General features: G+C 41.5%; 15 protein-coding genes and 1 pseudogene. 7 read left to right on the top strand and 9 right to left on the bottom strand.

Annotated elements, in window-relative coordinates; genetic code table 11:
* A partial coding sequence (locus I8752_RS23885; RefSeq protein ID WP_214434737.1) for a transposase occupies window positions 1-305 on the bottom strand: 305 nt, incomplete at its 3' end.
* 94 nt (window positions 306-399) lie between these two features.
* Window positions 400-819, bottom strand: a pseudogene (locus tag I8752_RS23880) (PAP/fibrillin family protein); the annotation flags it as partial.
* A gap of 359 nt (window positions 820-1,178) precedes the next feature.
* Between I8752_RS23880 and I8752_RS23875 the strand changes: the two are divergent.
* Window positions 1,179-1,997 carry a SirB1 family protein gene (locus I8752_RS23875; protein ID WP_214434739.1) on the top strand — a complete coding sequence of 273 codons (819 nt, stop codon included), beginning with the start codon at window positions 1,179-1,181 and terminating at the stop codon, window positions 1,995-1,997.
* Between the two features lie 107 nt (window positions 1,998-2,104).
* Here the strand turns inward: I8752_RS23875 and I8752_RS23870 are convergent, their stop codons facing one another.
* A complete protein-coding gene (locus tag I8752_RS23870; protein ID WP_214434736.1) occupies window positions 2,105-2,557 on the bottom strand; it encodes an SRPBCC family protein in 453 nt (150 codons plus the stop codon).
* A 346-nt stretch (window positions 2,558-2,903) separates the two neighbouring features.
* On the opposite strand from I8752_RS23870, the gene I8752_RS23865 reads away from it, so the two are divergent.
* Complete coding sequence (locus I8752_RS23865) at window positions 2,904-4,556, top strand: mechanosensitive ion channel (protein ID WP_214434735.1); 1,653 nt, start codon at window positions 2,904-2,906, stop codon at window positions 4,554-4,556.
* Between the two features lie 269 nt (window positions 4,557-4,825).
* Here I8752_RS23865 and I8752_RS23860 read toward each other — a convergent pair whose 3' ends face one another.
* Together I8752_RS23860 and I8752_RS23855 are read right to left on the bottom strand one after the other, a co-directional pair.
* Window positions 4,826-5,122 carry a hypothetical protein gene (locus tag I8752_RS23860; protein WP_214434734.1) on the bottom strand — a complete coding sequence of 99 codons (297 nt, stop codon included), beginning with the start codon at window positions 5,120-5,122 and terminating at the stop codon, window positions 4,826-4,828.
* A 173-nt stretch (window positions 5,123-5,295) separates the two neighbouring features.
* The gene (locus tag I8752_RS23855; protein WP_214434733.1) at window positions 5,296-7,125 is read right to left on the bottom strand and encodes a hypothetical protein; all 1,830 of its coding nucleotides are present in this window, start codon (window positions 7,123-7,125) and stop codon (window positions 5,296-5,298) included.
* A gap of 105 nt (window positions 7,126-7,230) precedes the next feature.
* On the opposite strand from I8752_RS23855, the gene I8752_RS23850 reads away from it, so the two are divergent.
* Window positions 7,231-10,497 (top strand): alpha-mannosidase, encoded by a 3,267-nt coding sequence (locus I8752_RS23850; RefSeq protein WP_214434732.1) that lies wholly within the window; start codon window positions 7,231-7,233, stop codon window positions 10,495-10,497.
* Between the two features lie 68 nt (window positions 10,498-10,565).
* On the opposite strand, the gene psbN is transcribed toward I8752_RS23850, so the two are convergent.
* Entirely contained in the window at window positions 10,566-10,697 is a 132-nt protein-coding gene (gene psbN / locus I8752_RS23845; protein WP_214434731.1) for a photosystem II reaction center protein PsbN, read from the bottom strand.
* Window positions 10,698-10,782: 85 nt separating this feature from the next.
* On the opposite strand from psbN, the gene psbH reads away from it, so the two are divergent.
* The 3 genes from psbH to pth all read left to right on the top strand — a co-directional run bounded on the left by psbH (window position 10,783) and on the right by pth (window position 12,199).
* Window positions 10,783-10,986, top strand: a complete 204-nt coding sequence (gene psbH / locus I8752_RS23840; protein ID WP_214434730.1) for a photosystem II reaction center phosphoprotein PsbH — start codon at window positions 10,783-10,785, stop codon at window positions 10,984-10,986.
* Window positions 10,987-11,253: 267 nt separating this feature from the next.
* The gene (locus I8752_RS23835) at window positions 11,254-11,526 is read left to right on the top strand and encodes a TatA/E family twin arginine-targeting protein translocase (RefSeq protein ID WP_214434729.1); all 273 of its coding nucleotides are present in this window, start codon (window positions 11,254-11,256) and stop codon (window positions 11,524-11,526) included.
* Window positions 11,527-11,554: 28 nt separating this feature from the next.
* Window positions 11,555-12,199: an aminoacyl-tRNA hydrolase gene (gene pth / locus I8752_RS23830; RefSeq protein ID WP_214434728.1), complete on the top strand. Its 645-nt coding sequence runs from the start codon at window positions 11,555-11,557 to the stop codon at window positions 12,197-12,199.
* A gap of 207 nt (window positions 12,200-12,406) precedes the next feature.
* Here the strand turns inward: pth and rpsU are convergent, their stop codons facing one another.
* The 3 genes from rpsU to rsmI all read right to left on the bottom strand — a co-directional run bounded on the left by rpsU (window position 12,407) and on the right by rsmI (window position 14,254).
* Complete coding sequence (gene rpsU, locus I8752_RS23825) at window positions 12,407-12,586, bottom strand: 30S ribosomal protein S21 (RefSeq protein ID WP_008226419.1); 180 nt, start codon at window positions 12,584-12,586, stop codon at window positions 12,407-12,409.
* A 305-nt stretch (window positions 12,587-12,891) separates the two neighbouring features.
* Window positions 12,892-13,236 carry a hypothetical protein gene (locus I8752_RS23820; protein WP_214434727.1) on the bottom strand — a complete coding sequence of 115 codons (345 nt, stop codon included), beginning with the start codon at window positions 13,234-13,236 and terminating at the stop codon, window positions 12,892-12,894.
* A 139-nt stretch (window positions 13,237-13,375) separates the two neighbouring features.
* A complete protein-coding gene (gene rsmI, locus I8752_RS23815) occupies window positions 13,376-14,254 on the bottom strand; it encodes a 16S rRNA (cytidine(1402)-2'-O)-methyltransferase (RefSeq protein WP_214434726.1) in 879 nt (292 codons plus the stop codon).
* Between the two features lie 107 nt (window positions 14,255-14,361).
* Between rsmI and I8752_RS23810 the strand changes: the two genes are divergently transcribed.
* Entirely contained in the window at window positions 14,362-15,249 is an 888-nt protein-coding gene (locus tag I8752_RS23810; protein ID WP_214434725.1) for a sugar kinase, read from the top strand.
* Window positions 15,250-15,254: the final 5 nt, after the last annotated feature.

The following is a 15,254-nucleotide window of genomic DNA, read 5'->3' as shown; positions in this document are numbered from 1 at the left end:
GCTTCGGAGGGACTCGCGTCTCGGTGATGGTCTACTCTCACCCATTCACGTAAATGATCATGAATCTTCACCCAAGTTCCATCTTTGCGCCAGTTACGAAAATAAGTATAAACTGTTTGCCAGTTTGGAAAATCTCCTGGTAGCGATCGCCATCGACAACCTTCACATAAGACATAAAAAATGGCGTTGAGCACTGAATATATATCAACAGAGCGTTTGCGACCGCCTGGTTTTCGAGGTGGAATCAACCCACTAATCAGTTCAAATTGCTCTTGGGTCAGGTTACTAGGGTAAACTTTACTCATCGCTCTCAATGGTGCTGTATCTACGTATTTACAGCTTATGCCCTGAGAGCTTTTTTTACTCAACTATCAACTTTTCAAACATCCTCTTAAGCTATTTGTTTGGTAAAGGCGATGAATCAACTGTTGCAGGCTCAAAGCTAGCTGTCACTTTTACGTATCCTGATACTAGCCCTAGAAAATGTTTAACTTCAGCTAAATTGAAAAATAATTTGTTTTTAACATCTATCACTTGATAGACTTTACCTACTTTTAAACCCAATGGCAGAGAAGCTAAAGAACGGATTTCTCTAGCAGTGGAGTATTGCAGTTGCCAAGCTCCTGCTAGCAAGGAACTAGCAGACAAAAGAGGACTAGGATTAGGATTGAAGCTTTCTAATTCTGTTGTCAATTGTTCAATTTCTGCGGCGATAGTTTTGTCGAGCTTAACGTTAGTAACAGGAGAACCATCGTTGTTGGTTTGAATTTCCTCAAGCTTCGCCTGTAGTTTTTCCTTCAATAAGAGTAGATTATTCAAGAGCTAAATATTTCCCTTTATGTAGTGTATATCTTTTATTAACCCGAATCGAACTGTATAATAATCATAAATGAGTTTTGAAATTACTTGTTGAGTCAGGGAATAGGACAAAAGGATGTAAAAATTTACTTTATTTCACAAGTAAATAGGATTGCTGTATATGAAAGTGCAATTTAAACTCTTAAAAAGATGAATGCTGTCAATCAACAGCCCATACACCAGATTTTACAAAATATTTAGAATTACTGTTGTAAAAATTAAATTTCCAAATCCTCTTAATCACCTTAAAATAAAAGTATATCCAAAAAACTGTGTCATTAAAACCGCTTGATGTTTATATTCATATCGAGCAATTACTTATGAATTTCTCGTCAGCACGGCAATATTTTTATCAAGAGATTCATCAGCCTGACGAGCATATCAACTTAGCTAAGGCAGCTTTGTATATTGCACAGGAAGAATATCCAGACCTCGATCCAGAGGAATACCTGAATGCCTTTGACACAATGGCAAGTGAAGTTCAAGAACGCTTACCTTCTTCAAGGTATCCTCTACGGCTGATTCAAAGTCTCAACCAGTATTTATACGATGATTTGGGATTTGCTGGAAATAAAACAGATTACTACGACCCTCGCAACAGTTTTTTAAATGATACGATCGATCGCCGATTAGGGATTCCCATTACCTTGGCATTGGTTTACCTAGAAGTTGCCGACAGAATCGATTTTCCTATGGTGGGGATAGGAATGCCGGGGCACTTCTTGATCCGTCCGGACATTCCAGACGTAGAGATTTTTGTCGATGCATATAATCGCGGTGAGGTGATGTTTGCCCAAGATTGCCAAGAACGGCTTGCTCAAATGTTTCAGCAACCCGTGAGTTTACAACCAGAATACTTAGCGCCCGTAAGCAATCGGCAATTTTTGGCACGAATGCTGACAAACTTAAAATATATCTATCTAAAACAGCAACATTTAGAAAAAACCCTAGCTGCCGTTGAAAGGATTTTGCTGCTGTTTCCTGGTGTGTCCTTAGAAGTGCGCGATCGCGGTTTGCTCTATTATCAACTCGGCCATTACCCACAAGCTGTGGAAGACTTGCAAACTTATCTCGCAAAAGTTCCTGATGCTGAAGATGCAATCGTGATTCGGCGGTTACTCGCAGATTTGGGAAAGTGAGGGAGTAGGAGAGTTGGGGGAGCAGAGGTGATGAGGGAGATGAGGGAGCAGGGGGAGAAAAATTACAACTGACAACTGACAACTGACAACTGACAACTGACAACTGACTATTGACTAATTTGTTGTTCTTCTGCCACTCGTTTCAGGCGGCGTAGTTGGGCTTGCATATCTTCTTTTGTCCAAGATGCAGCAAAGGTGTTGAAACCCCAACTGACTAGCGGGTTGGGAATATCGAACTCAAAGCGGTTCACAAGACGCGTTCCCTGTTCTATTGGTTGACATTCCCAGCGATCGCGTCCTTGGAAAAATCCTTGAAATTCCCAGACTACTAAACCTGGTTTTCTTTCTGCCACAACACTGTTGAGCGTAGGTTTCACAAAAGGAATTTGAATCACAAATTGACTTTGACTGCCAACATCAGTACTCCAAGCTTTGCCTACAGGTTCGCAACGCAGTACTGGGTTTAGCCAGCGATGCATGAGAGCTAAATCGGTAATACAGCGCTCCACTACTGTAGCCGTGGCATTAATTTGAATCGATTGTTCAAAAGTTTGAGACATTCTCTTTCATGCAATTGCTGCCCTTAGAGTAACCCAAAATTAAGTACTGGAGACAAGGCTTCACCGCGCTGGCTCACCACTAATAACTACATTACTTCACAAATGTATTTAAAAATACCTATTAACAAAAGCTACTTATTGTTTTGCAAGTATTCATGACTAAAACGAGGAATTATTTAACAAAGTAAAAAATTACTCTTGCTATCAATACCATATAAGTTTTTACTGTTAAATGTATATTCAAAACACTAGTGAACTTACTGGGGTACGGTATTGTTTTGAGCAAACCACCCTACAAGCATCGCAAGTGTTTTTAGCAAATACTAAAGCTTAATTCCAGAAAACCATGAACACAACTTGGCAAGGAATAACCCAGTTGATAGACATTGGTTTGTCGATGAGGTTACAGCAATTTTTGGCACAATCGCCAAGCCTGACACTGGATCGACAAAGAGTTGACCAAGGAATTGCCGATGTGCAAGGAATTGTTCAACAGTTGATTGCATTTATACCCCGGTTACTAGGGGTAGTGGCAATTTTGTTAATTGGTTGGCTAATTGCAGCGATCGCAGAGGCGGTGACGCGGGGAATCCTCAATCGCACAAACATAGATAACCGTATCGCCGCAGGGGTGACGGGACGCGATGATGTTCCCCAAGTGGAGAAATTAATCTCCAAGTTGGTATTTTGGAGCATCATCTTATTAACGGTGGTAGCTGTTTTACAGGCTTTAGGACTAGAGGTAGCCTCTCGCCCGCTGAATAATTTTCTCGACCAACTCATTGGCTTTTTGCCCAAGATAGTCGGTTCAGCAATTCTTTTGGGTGTAGCTTGGTTAATAGCAACTATTGTAAAGATTGTGACAGTACGTGGGCTACAAGCCTTGAGACTGGATGAGCGTTTAAATCAAGAAACCCAAGACGATACAATTAGCCTCGATCGCTTGTCTTTGAGTGAGACAATTGGCAATGCCCTGTATTGGTTCATCTTTTTACTTTTTCTAGCCCCGGTTCTGGATACTCTGGGACTAAGGCAGGCACTACAACCAGTACAAGCCTTAATTACAGAGATTCTGTCAATTCTGCCAAACATCCTAGCGGCAACACTAATTGCAGTAGTTGGTTGGTTTTTAGCTAATGTGGTGCGACGGATTGTTAGCAACTTATTGGCAACAACTGGCATCGACCATTTGGGCACTAGGTTTGGACTGTCCTCATCTGCGGGGGTACAATCTCTATCAAGTATCATAGGCACGATTGTCTATATTTTGATTTTGATTCCTGTAGCGATCGCAGCTCTGAATGCGTTGAGAATTGAGGCAATTTCTGTGCCTGCGATCGCAATGTTACAGCAGATCCTCAATGCCCTACCTGCAATCTTTACAGCGATCGGAATTTTGATTTTTGCCTACTTCCTAGGGCGATTTGTAGCAGATTTAGTCACCAGTATTCTCACCAATTTAGGCTTCAACAACATTTTCTCTGTTTTGGGTCTGCCAACACCCACCAGACGAATTGTAATTTCAGCAGAACCAACAGCAATACCCAGTGCAACCCGCACTCCATCAGAAATTGCTGGGATCGTTGTCTTAGTTGGCATCTTGCTATTTGCAACGGTTGCAGCGGTCAATATCCTAAATATTCCAGCCCTGACAACATTAGTATCTGGTCTTTTGGTGATATTCGGGCGGATTTTGGCAGGATTGATAGTATTTGCCATTGGTTTATTCTTGGCAAATCTGGCATATAACATTATTACTAGTTCTGGTAATCCTCAAGCGCGGATTTTGGGACAGGTAGCACGGATTGCCATCATTGCCTTAGTTTCTGCAATGGCACTGCAACAAATTGGAGTTGCCAGTGATATTGTGAATTTAGCTTTTGGACTTTTGCTAGGTGCGATCGCTGTTGCTATTGCTCTAGCATTTGGTTTAGGTGGCCGCGATATTGCCAGAGACCAAGTTCAAGAATGGCTGAACTCTTTTAAAAGTAGAGAGTAACTCAACCTCAACGTACAGATTCTTGTAAGGGCGTAGGGCTTTGCCCTTCCCGTCGGGTACGGCCTACCCTTCGGGAACGCTAAGAGCGAGCGCCCCTATCTGTATACTTCTAACTTGAAAGTGCTGAGTGCTGAGTGCTGAGTGCTGAGTGCTGAGTGCTGAGTAAAAATACTAGTCTCTAGTCCCCAGTCCCATTTTCATGCATGGCGATGAAAATTTTTTCATCGGGACTGCCTTCTAACAACTGACAACTGACAACCACTCAAAGATTATTTCTCTAAAAAGTTTGTCACTTTGAAATTTGAAGTTCCCTCCCAACAATGGTTCAAAAATGCACTAACCTGAGCATCTGCGGCATCAGCCAATTCTCTAGAAGCGTTAAACTGCACTGCTGTGACAATATATTCAAAAATAATCACAAACTGTTTTTGAGGTGAAATTCTCTCAACTACAATGGTTTCACCTACCTTGGGTATTTGAGGTAAATTTACCACAAATGTCTCAATTTTCGGTTTATCTAGTGGATTTTTAAAATTGAAGTATTTACAGTAAACAAGAATTTTCACGTAGAAAACCACCAATAACGCGTCACAATTAAATCTTCTAAATCTTCAAACTTCTCGGTTTGAAATATAAAAATTAAATTATAGCGGTTCTTGATTATCTGTAATCAGCTAGCGATAAAATATTCAGGAGCCAGAATGAGAAAATTTCTGACTCCTTTAAAATATTTGAAATTTCAATGTCTACTAGCTTTCTTAGCTCCCAACAGCCCTTGGAAAAAATAAAAAATATTGACAAATATTTTTTCGAGCCAGAGCATAGCGCGATCGAGCCATTCTAGAAGTAGTTCTAATGGGTGCTTTTCATAGCCCATTAAGATTGCTTTAGTTTCTATCCAATCTGGCTTGGCCTCGACTTCAGCACCTTGGCGATGCTGTGGGGAAATTTCACCTTTGGAACTTTCAGTTGTAGATTGAGAAATACTAGCTCTTGTTTGTTTGGCAGAGGTTAACTTTCTAGATGTTTTTTGAGTCGAGGTGCGATCGCAAGCTGGTTTTTTGTTTTGCACCAATCCAGATCCGGCTCTCGGTTGTTGTATTAACTTTTTGGATGGAAATCTCGGTGTTGATAGACCAGGAGCTAGAGCGGGATCTATACTTGGAGAAGGTATAACTAAATTGTTAGTAACTCTCGCAGAGTTACCAAATAAATCATCCCAATTTAGCCAAGGATCTACTGTTAAATCATCATTCTGCAATTGATTGCTTTTGGGCAAAAATATAGAACGGCGGTAATCTAATAATTTAGCTTGTGACTGCTCGTCAGAATAGCTCATCTCTAGTTTTTTGCCTTTACTCACACCAAAAAAATAATTTAGTGCCGCTTCAAGTAAATCCTGAAAATCTAGTGTCTGAGTTGGCAAATCATCAGCAGTAACTGTTATTTTCTCTCTAGCAGCTAACTGCTCTTTACCGTAAATAAATATGTTTAACTGAGTTTGGGCAACTCTCACAATTCCTTGGCTGCGCTGTTGTACGGGTATAATAGCGTTGGCTTCTAACTTGGCAACAAACTTGTCCAGGAATCCTAACACCCTATTTGGATTAAGTAAATCCTCTGGTGTACCTTCAGTTAAGGCTGGTGTATTAGCTGCATTCTTGCCAGTCAGCTTTGTCAATAATTGGTTAATTTCTGGTAATAAATTTGTTTGCTGTTTAGCTTCAGCCAACCGCCAAGAATGCCAATAGTTAGCAACTTCACTAATAATTCGGTCTTCTAGTTTTGCCTGTTGCTGAGGTGTCAAAATATCTAGAATTTCATTATTGGCGCAGACAAGTACCAATTTACGATTCACCAAATTTGTAGCAATTCCTTGCACTATAGGTATTTGCTTGAGAGAATCTTCTGGCTTGAGATGGTTGAGACTTGCTGCTGAATTATCTGTAATTGTTAAGGATTGAGGAAGGCTAGGGTTGCTTTTGGGATGAACAAATTTCCGCCACAAAGACAGTAAGGAGTGCTGAGTGGGGAGTGGGGAGTGCTGAGTGCTGAGTGATGAGTGCTGAGTGCTGAGTGGGGAGTGCTGAGTGCTGAGTGCTGAGTGCTGAGGAGCCAGCGCCGTGGGCGGGTCTCCCGACTTGAGGCGACTGGCGTTGCTGAGTGGGGAGTTGCGTATTCTCTTCTGCTCCTCTGCTCCTCTGCTCCCCTGCTCCTCTGCTCCTCTTACAGGAGTAGCAATGATTTCCGCAGATGGTAAATTATGGACTGACTCTAGTACGCGTTGAATGGCAATATCAGCATTTTGCGGAGTTTCAGCCTGAAACTCACGATCGCTTGGTTGTAACTTAAGTCTGGGTTGTGATTCTTTTGCGGATAGCGTTTTCCCAGCCGATTCAACTGACTCAAACAGTTGATGTATACGGGTAAGTAGTAATTCCACACCCCATTTACTAGCAACTTGCAAATGCCGAAAGGTGTGTTCCCACTGTTGTGTCAACCGCCGAGATTGCTGGTGGACAAAGTTAAAGAGTCTGCTTTGATAACGACCAGAGGAACCAGAAGACATGGTGATGATTTATTAGTTTGAGTCTTGTTTAGTTGTGAGACTCCCGTCAAACAATAAAAACTACAATCTGTTAATTATCGTAAGTGCCCTTATCTTAGCGAAAATATGACCTTTATTGAATCTCAATCTCATACTAATTTGCTCTTACAAGCGATTGAGCAATTACGCTCTTGTTCTCAAGTTAATGTTCAATCTACTTGGTTGTACCAAGAATCTGACCTAGCGATCGCTGATATCATCGCATCTGATTTGTCTGATTGGCAACCAGTCCAGCTAAATGCCAAAAGTCATATTGCTTGGACAGGGGGAAAACAAGTGCTATGGCTGGTGCAAAGATTAGTAGTTCCCCAGGATTTACAAAGTTATTGCCTAACGGGGTTATCTTTGCGGCTGTCGCTGGTTTGGTGGGCAGATGCTGCGGAGATTTACGTGAATGGCAAGTTGGTGCTAGAGGGAGATTTATTTGATTGTTCGCCAAGAGTGCTTCTCAGTCGAGGAGTGACACCTGGTGAAGAATTTACTGTGGCTTTGCGCTTAGTGAGTCCGGGACATTGTGATGGTGCTTTAGTGCGATCGCTCCTAATTTATGAGTCTATAGATGATAATAAGCCCGATCCGGGATTTGTGGCTGATGAGTTGGCAGTAACGCAGCTTTATTTGGAAAGGTTTGCGCCACAGAGGTTGGCTGGTTTGGTGGAGGCGGTAGGGGAAATTACGAACCACAGAGACACAGAGGAAGAGAAGGAAGAATGGGAAAGGAAACTTTCTGCTATTCGCCAATACCTTTCTCAATCCCAAATCCCAAATCTAAAATCTAAAATTTATTTGTTGGGTCATGCTCATTTAGATTTAGCATGGCTTTGGCCTGTGAGTGAAACTTGGAATGCAGCGCAGAATACTTTTGCGTCGGTTCTCAAGCTGCAAGAAGATTTTCCTGAGCTAATTTTCTGTCATTCGACTCCAGCGCTTTATGCTTGGATTGAAGAACATCGCCCAGATTTATTTCAGGCAATTCAAGAGGCGGTAGCTGCTGGACGTTGGGAAGTTATCGGCGGTTTGTGGGTGGAACCAGAACTCAATTTGATTGCTGGTGAATCGCTTGTCCGTCAGCTATTGTATGGTCAGCGCTACATCCAAGAAAAGTTTGGCAAGATTTCTACTATTGTCTGGGTTCCAGATACTTTTGGTTTCTGTGCAACTTTACCGCAGTTTTTCGCCAATGCAGGTATTGAGTATTTTGTCACGCAAAAGTTGCGATGGAATGATACTACTAAGTTTGATTATGGGGCTTTTTGGTGGCGATCGCCCGACGGCAGCCAAGTCTTTAGTTTGATGTCTGCACCCATTGGTGAAGGTATCGACCCAATTAAAATGGCATCTTACTCTCTGGAATGGCAAGCTCAAACGAGTTTACCTGAATCCCTTTGGCTTCCCGGTGTCGGCGACCACGGCGGCGGACCCACCCGTGATATGTTAGAAACTGCCCAACGCTGGCAAAAGTCTCCTGTCTTCCCAGACATAGAATTTACTACGGCTGAAAAATATTTACAGCAAATACAGTCAGTTGTCAGTTGTCAGTTGTCAGTTGTTAGGAGTGAAGAATTATCCCCCTCATCTCCCTCATTCCCCTCATCCCCTCCATCCTTCCCCACATGGAATGACGAACTATACCTAGAATTCCATCGCGGTTGCTATACTACTCACGCGGATCAAAAGCGTTGGAATCGGCGTTGTGAAGGATTGTTGTATGAAGCTGAATTATTTGCTACTTTGGCAACCATAAGTTGCGGCGTGACATATCCTCAAGCCGAAATCGAAGCAGCTTGGAAGCAAGTCTTATTTAATCAATTCCACGATATCTTACCGGGTTCTTCGATTACCCAAGTATATGTAGATGCTTTACCCGAATGGCAGCAAGTGGAACAAGTCGGAACGAAGATATTACACGAATCATTGGTGGCGATCGCATCCCAAACTATTTTACCTCCACCCCCGCATCCAAAAGCCCAACCGATATTTATCTTTAATTCTCTCAATTGGGTGCGATCTGAGGTAGTAGAAATTATATTTCCAGACCTAGAACCTGGGCAAATCTTTGACTGGAAAATTTGCGACTTAGAGGGAAATGAGGTACAGTCTCAAGAACGTTTTATTGGGCTAAGACGTAGACCCACTGGTGAAACGCCCATCATGTCAGTTTCTTTTTTAGCAAATGATATTCCTGCTTGTGGTTATCGTGTATTTTGGCTTTGTCCCTGTAAACCTTCGTTGCAATCCTCTGAACCTTTTGAAGAAAACTATGTTCTAGAAAACGAATATCTACGAGTTACAATTGACCAACTCACAGGAGATTTATCCAGCGTCTTTGATAAAACTAATCAACGCGAAGTTCTTAATGGTTTAGGAAATCAACTACAAGCTTTTCAAGATAGTGGACAATACTGGGATGCGTGGAATATTGACCCAAATTATGCCCAGCATCCTTTACCGCCCGCTAAACTATCAGATATTTCTTATCCAGAACGAGGAGTATTACGCAGTCGAGTGCGTGTGGTGCGAACAATTGGTAACTCAGAGTTTTCGCAAGATTACATTTTAGAAAAATCTGCTGTTCTCAAAATTAAAACACGTGTTAATTGGCAAGAAAATCAAGTATTAGTGAAAGCTGCTTTTCCTCTGAACGTTGAAGCAGACTTTGCTACTTATGAAATTCCTTGTGGTGCTATTCGTCGCCCAACTAAACCCCAAACCCCAGCAGAACAAGCAAAATGGGAAGTTCCTGCATTGCGTTGGGCCGATTTAACTGGAGAGACAGAACAGGGTAAATACGGTGTAAGTTTACTAAATGATTGTAAATATGGTTACGATAGTCAATCCAATCGACTACGCCTAACATTACTACGCAGCCCTAATTGGCCAGATCCAGAGGCTGACCGAGGCGTTCACGAATTTACTTATGCCTTGTATCCCCACGCTAACAGCTGGGAAACAGCTCATACTGTACGCCGTGGCTATGAATTGAATATACCGTTGCAAGCGATCGCTAATCCACCTAATACTCAAAACCCAGTACTCAGCATTACTGAAGGATTGAGTTTCTTGGATTTAACATCTGAAAACTTAATCTTGATGGCTTTGAAGCCATCTGAAGACGATCCCCAGCAATTAATTCTCCGGTGTTATGAATCTCACGGAGAAACAGCAGAGTTATCTTTACAAAGTGATTTAGATTTCAATCTAGGAGATACAGTAGATTTGTTAGAGCGTTCCTCCATCACTGAATTCTCATCTAAGAAACAAAACTTGACGATACAGCCTTGGAAAATAGCTAGTTTCAAATTGACACCAACAGCTAATCATATACCTGAATGAGTCTGCGATCGCTCGATTTTCACTGACTGTTGTACGGGCGCAAGGTCTTGCGCCCTCTTGATTATTAATTAATCTTCGTGGTCTTCATAAGGGTCTGCTAGTTGCTTGCTAGGAGGGCCAAAGGCAGTATAAATCCCAAACCCTGTAATACCAACCAAAATAACGCCGATAGAAATGCTAAGAACTATTGCGGGTTCCATAAATTAGAGATAAATTATGAGTGCTATTCTTATAGAATATTACAGAAGATTAAAAAAAGCTTTGGCAACTAATCTTAGGTGAACTATGGCACAAAGGACTAGGTTGGGAGATATCCTGAAACCTCTGAATTCTGAGTATGGTAAGGTCGCCCCTGGTTGGGGTACGACCCCTGTAATGGCTGTTTTTATACTGCTATTTTTCGTGTTTTTGCTAATTATTCTGCAACTTTACAATAAGACAATCTTGGTTCAGGATGTTCTTGTCGATTGGCGGACTTTAGGCAACTAATTGATACACAGCAATTAAGCTGGCGTAATCAGCAAAGCATACCCGGCTTGTCCGGGTTTTTTATTGATGGTCAGTTGTCAGTTGTCAGTTGTTTATTTACATCCCTTAACCAATGACTACTAACTATTGTCTAGACTACATACAGCGGATTTAAAGTTGGTGAAGTATAGCAACTAAGTCTCAAAGACAAGAGATAAAGCTTGTTTTACTTACGATTTCTAACTACTGACCACTGACCACTGACAAGAGTTTACAGGAGACACAAAAATGAACGTATTTGGTATCGGTCTGCCGGAAATGGCTCTAATTATGGTAGTGGCATTGTTAATTTTTGGGCCGAAAAAGCTACCAGAGATTGGCCGTAGTCTAGGCAAAGCAATTCGCGGTTTTCAAGAAGCTTCTAATGAATTTCAAAGCGAGTTTAAACGGGAAGCCGAACACCTAGAACAAGCTGTGAAAACTACTGCTGAACTTGAACCCAAGCAAATCGAATCAGCTAAATCCGAGCAAGATACTGCTGGTTCTTCCCAAGCTAGCTAGGAAATGCTGCAAATCAATTGATTGCAAAATGACAGAAGCTGTTACGCAACCAGCGATAATGATTCCTCAACTAATTGTCGGGTTGGGGAATCCAGAGCCTAAGTACGACCAAACACGCCACAATATTGGCTTTGCTGCTGTAGATGCTCTCTCTCGATTTTGGCAAATTCCCCTCGCAGAAAATCGCAAGTTTCAGGGGGAGTATGGTGAAGGAATGGCATCGGGTGGAGGTAAAATCCGTTTGCTCAAGCCACTAACTTATATGAATCGCTCAGGACAGTCAATCCAAGCGGTGACAAGTTGGTATAAATTACCGCCAGAGTCTGTGCTGGTGATTTATGACGATATGGACTTGCCTTTGGGAAAAACTCGCCTACGTTTATCTGGTTCTGCTGGCGGACATAATGGCATGAAGAGTGCGATCGCACATCTTAGCACCCAAAACTTCCCCCGGCTGCGGATCGGCATTGGTAAACCCAAAGATGTTGCTAATAGTGATAACTCTGAATCTATCTCCCATGTGCTAGGAAGATTTTCCACAGCTGAAACTCAACTAATGTCTCTTGTACTTCAGTTTGTAGTTGAGTGTGTAGAACTTAGCATTAAACAGGGAGTAGAAAAAGCAATGAATCGTTGCAATAGCCGCACTATTGAAAATATTGATAGTCATTAGTCAGTTGTCAGTAGTCAGTTGTTAGTTGTTATTCTTACCTCCCCTACTCCCCCTGCTCCTCATCTCCACGTTACTACTCAAAACAAGATACCCGCACACTAACCAGAGTACGGGTATCTTGCTTAATTTTATGTAAAAATAACGACAATGTGATGTTACTGTTTAAGGGTACGTCCTCAAGCAACGCCACTACCAAACCGAATAGGTTTATTTAAAACGTCGTTTGCGTCTAGCTGCCACTGCCTTGCGTTTGCGCTTTTCCAATGGTGTTTCAAAGTGCCGATGATATTTCACGTCAGCTAATATACCAGCTTTAGAAACCTGGCGTTTAAATCGCCGCAGAGCTGAATCTATTCCTTCGTTTTCTCCTAGAACCACTTGGGTCATTCTTGCTTTTTCCTCAGAATCGATAGTTTCCATTGTAATAGTAGCCTCAAACTTAACCAAACTCCTTCTATGTAAAAGCCAGGATGAAAGGCGATTCATTTGTTTGAGGCGGGTTGTGTGTACTTCTTGTTCGTTAAATTGGCACTTAGTTAAAAACCAATACCAATGCCCTCATGCACTCGCAGCGGCAGTAGAAAATATAGAAAAATTATAATACTAAATTCTCCTGACTGCACTATAACCATGAAAAACAACTAGTATTGATTACTAATAAACACGAGAAACTACTATTATTTGTAGCTATTTTAAAAGTTCATCCTACCTTCGTTTAATAATTTATATCCAACTGCTAATGCAGTGAAAGCAATAAAGAAATTCCATAAACTAGTTGGTCTTAAAATGACTCCACCGCTTAAGAAAACTAGCACTATACCAATGCTTAATAAAATCCATCCTAAGTTACCAGTTTCTCTGCGAAAAAAGACTAATAGGAAAACACCAGCCATAATTGCCAGAACTGAGCCAGTAGCAGGTATGCTGCGGTAAAAATATGAATAATAACCGCTGGCGAATATTATATTCTGACCAAAAAAGTAAATACCTGTCAAAAGTAAAATTAGTCCGATAAGTTTGATTAACAGACGACCCATAATATTTTTGTATTTTTAGTGGCTGAGTATTTTAATAAGCTTGTACTTGTGTTTTTAAATTCTAGTGGGTATTTTATTATTTTTAATTAAGTGAATATACTGAAAAGAGAAGATAGATTTTTTTAGAGTAATAGCAGCATCAGCTATTAAAGCTGTCAGTTTCTTCAGGATTAAGAATTATAGAAAGAGCTAATTGATAAATTTGGCGACGAGGAAGGGAGGTTAATTTTGCTAGTTGACGGCTGGCTTGCGATCGCGATATTCCCTGACTAATTAATTGTTGCAGTTCGGCTTTTAATTGTGCTTGTGTCAGTTGGGTTTGGCTGGCTGGAGTCCCCGCCACTAATAGCGTATATTCGCCTTGGGGTTCGCGTTGGCTGTAATGAGCGATCGCCAGAGCAATTGTCCCCCGCCAAAATTCTTCATATAATTTGGTCAATTCCCGTGCTAGCACAATTTGGCGATCGCTTCCCCAAATTTCAGCCAAATCTTGCAAAGTTTCTCGTAGGCGGTGCGGCGACTCATAAAAAATCAATGTACGGGATTCTGTTTGCAAAGATTCTAAATACTCTCTTCTTTGTTGGCCTTTAGCTGGCAAAAAACCTTCAAAGACAAATCTATCTGTTGGTAATCCAGCTGCACTCAAAGCTGTAATTGCAGCACTAGCACCGGGGATAGGAACTACCGTTATCCCTGATTCAATACAAGCTTTCACCAATTCATATCCAGGATCGGAAATTCCCGGCATTCCAGCATCGCTGACCAGAGCGATCGCTTTACCATTAGTTAGATGCTCTAATAATTCTGGAATCCGGCTATTGCGATTATGTTCGTGGTAACTTACTTGGGGCGTTTTAATTTGAAAATGCTGTAGCAGTTTCCCAGTATGGCGCGTATCTTCCGCAGCGATTGTATCCACCGTTTGCAAAATTCGCACCGCCCGAAAGGTCATATCTTCTAGGTTGCCAATTGGTGTGCCGACAACGTAAAGTGTTCCTGGTTTTGGTTCGGTCTGCATAGGCGACAGGTGGGGATGAGGGAGCTGGGGGAGACAAATCAATTCAAAATTCAAAATTCAAAATTCAAAATGAAGAATCCATCCTTCTACCTCCTGACAACTGACTAATGACAAATCCAAAATTAGATCGTGGATTATTTGTGGGTTTAATAACCTTAGATTTGATTTATCTTGCTGATTCTGCTCCTAAGAATAATCAGAAGATTGTTGCTAATGACTATACTGTGGCAGCAGGCGGGCCAGCTACAAATGCTGCTGTTACTTTCTCTCATTTAGGCGATCGAGCTAAAGTGTTGGGCGTATTGGGTTCTCATCCGATGACGCAGTTAATTCGAGGCGATTTGGCTAATTATAAAATTGCGATCGCTGACCTTGAATCCAATGCTAGTACAGCGCCACCTGTATCTTCTATAATTGTCACCCAAGCTACAGGCGAACGGGCTGTGGTTTCTATTAATGCTGTCAAAACTCAAGCTAACAATACATCTATTCCACCAGATATTTTGCAAGATATTGATATTGTATTAATTGATGGACACCAAATGGCGGTTAGTTATGACATAGCGCTTATGGCTAAAGCTAAAAATATACCAGTAATTATTGATGGAGGCAGTTGGAAAACTGGTTTTGAGAAAGTTTTACCTTTAGTTGATTACGCTGTTTGTTCGGCTAACTTTCATCCCCCCAACTGCCAAACTGAGAAAGAAGTTTTTGCTTATCTCAATGCATTTGATATTCCTCACATCGCCATCACCCACGGGGAAAAACCAATTCAATATTTGAGTAGCGCTCAAATTGGTGCTGTAGACGTACCCTGCATTCAGCCGGTTGATACACTGGGAGCTGGAGATATTTTTCACGGTGCTTTCTGTCATTATATTGTACAGGGAAGTTTTATTGATGCACTGGCACAAGCAGCTAAGATAGCTGCTAATTCTTGTAAATTTTTTGGTACGCGCCGCTGGATTCAAAATGCTGAAAAGCCATTAAGTTAGATAAG

The organism is Dendronalium phyllosphericum CENA369 (genome assembly GCF_016056275.1).
Lineage (GTDB): Bacteria > Cyanobacteriota > Cyanobacteriia > Cyanobacteriales > Nostocaceae > Dendronalium > Dendronalium phyllosphericum.
This window is presented reverse-complemented; position numbering and strand designations above follow the sequence as displayed.

What these genes read in the sequence shown, in the direction of transcription:
- I8752_RS23875 (WP_214434739.1), top strand. Translation starts at nt 1,179, where the DNA reads ATGAATTTCTCGTCAGCACGGCAATATTTTTATCAAGAGATTCATCAG.
- I8752_RS23870 (WP_214434736.1), bottom strand. Translation starts at nt 2,557, where the DNA reads ATGTCTCAAACTTTTGAACAATCGATTCAAATTAATGCCACGGCTACA.
- I8752_RS23865 (WP_214434735.1), top strand. Translation starts at nt 2,904, where the DNA reads ATGAACACAACTTGGCAAGGAATAACCCAGTTGATAGACATTGGTTTG.
- I8752_RS23855 (WP_214434733.1), bottom strand. Translation starts at nt 7,125, where the DNA reads ATGTCTTCTGGTTCCTCTGGTCGTTATCAAAGCAGACTCTTTAACTTT.
- I8752_RS23850 (WP_214434732.1), top strand. Translation starts at nt 7,231, where the DNA reads ATGACCTTTATTGAATCTCAATCTCATACTAATTTGCTCTTACAAGCG.
- psbN (WP_214434731.1), bottom strand. Translation starts at nt 10,697, where the DNA reads ATGGAACCCGCAATAGTTCTTAGCATTTCTATCGGCGTTATTTTGGTT.
- psbH (WP_214434730.1), top strand. Translation starts at nt 10,783, where the DNA reads ATGGCACAAAGGACTAGGTTGGGAGATATCCTGAAACCTCTGAATTCT.
- I8752_RS23835 (WP_214434729.1), top strand. Translation starts at nt 11,254, where the DNA reads ATGAACGTATTTGGTATCGGTCTGCCGGAAATGGCTCTAATTATGGTA.
- pth (WP_214434728.1), top strand. Translation starts at nt 11,555, where the DNA reads ATGACAGAAGCTGTTACGCAACCAGCGATAATGATTCCTCAACTAATT.
- rpsU (WP_008226419.1), bottom strand. Translation starts at nt 12,586, where the DNA reads ATGACCCAAGTGGTTCTAGGAGAAAACGAAGGAATAGATTCAGCTCTG.
- I8752_RS23820 (WP_214434727.1), bottom strand. Translation starts at nt 13,236, where the DNA reads ATGGGTCGTCTGTTAATCAAACTTATCGGACTAATTTTACTTTTGACA.
- rsmI (WP_214434726.1), bottom strand. Translation starts at nt 14,254, where the DNA reads ATGCAGACCGAACCAAAACCAGGAACACTTTACGTTGTCGGCACACCA.
- I8752_RS23810 (WP_214434725.1), top strand. Translation starts at nt 14,362, where the DNA reads ATGACAAATCCAAAATTAGATCGTGGATTATTTGTGGGTTTAATAACC.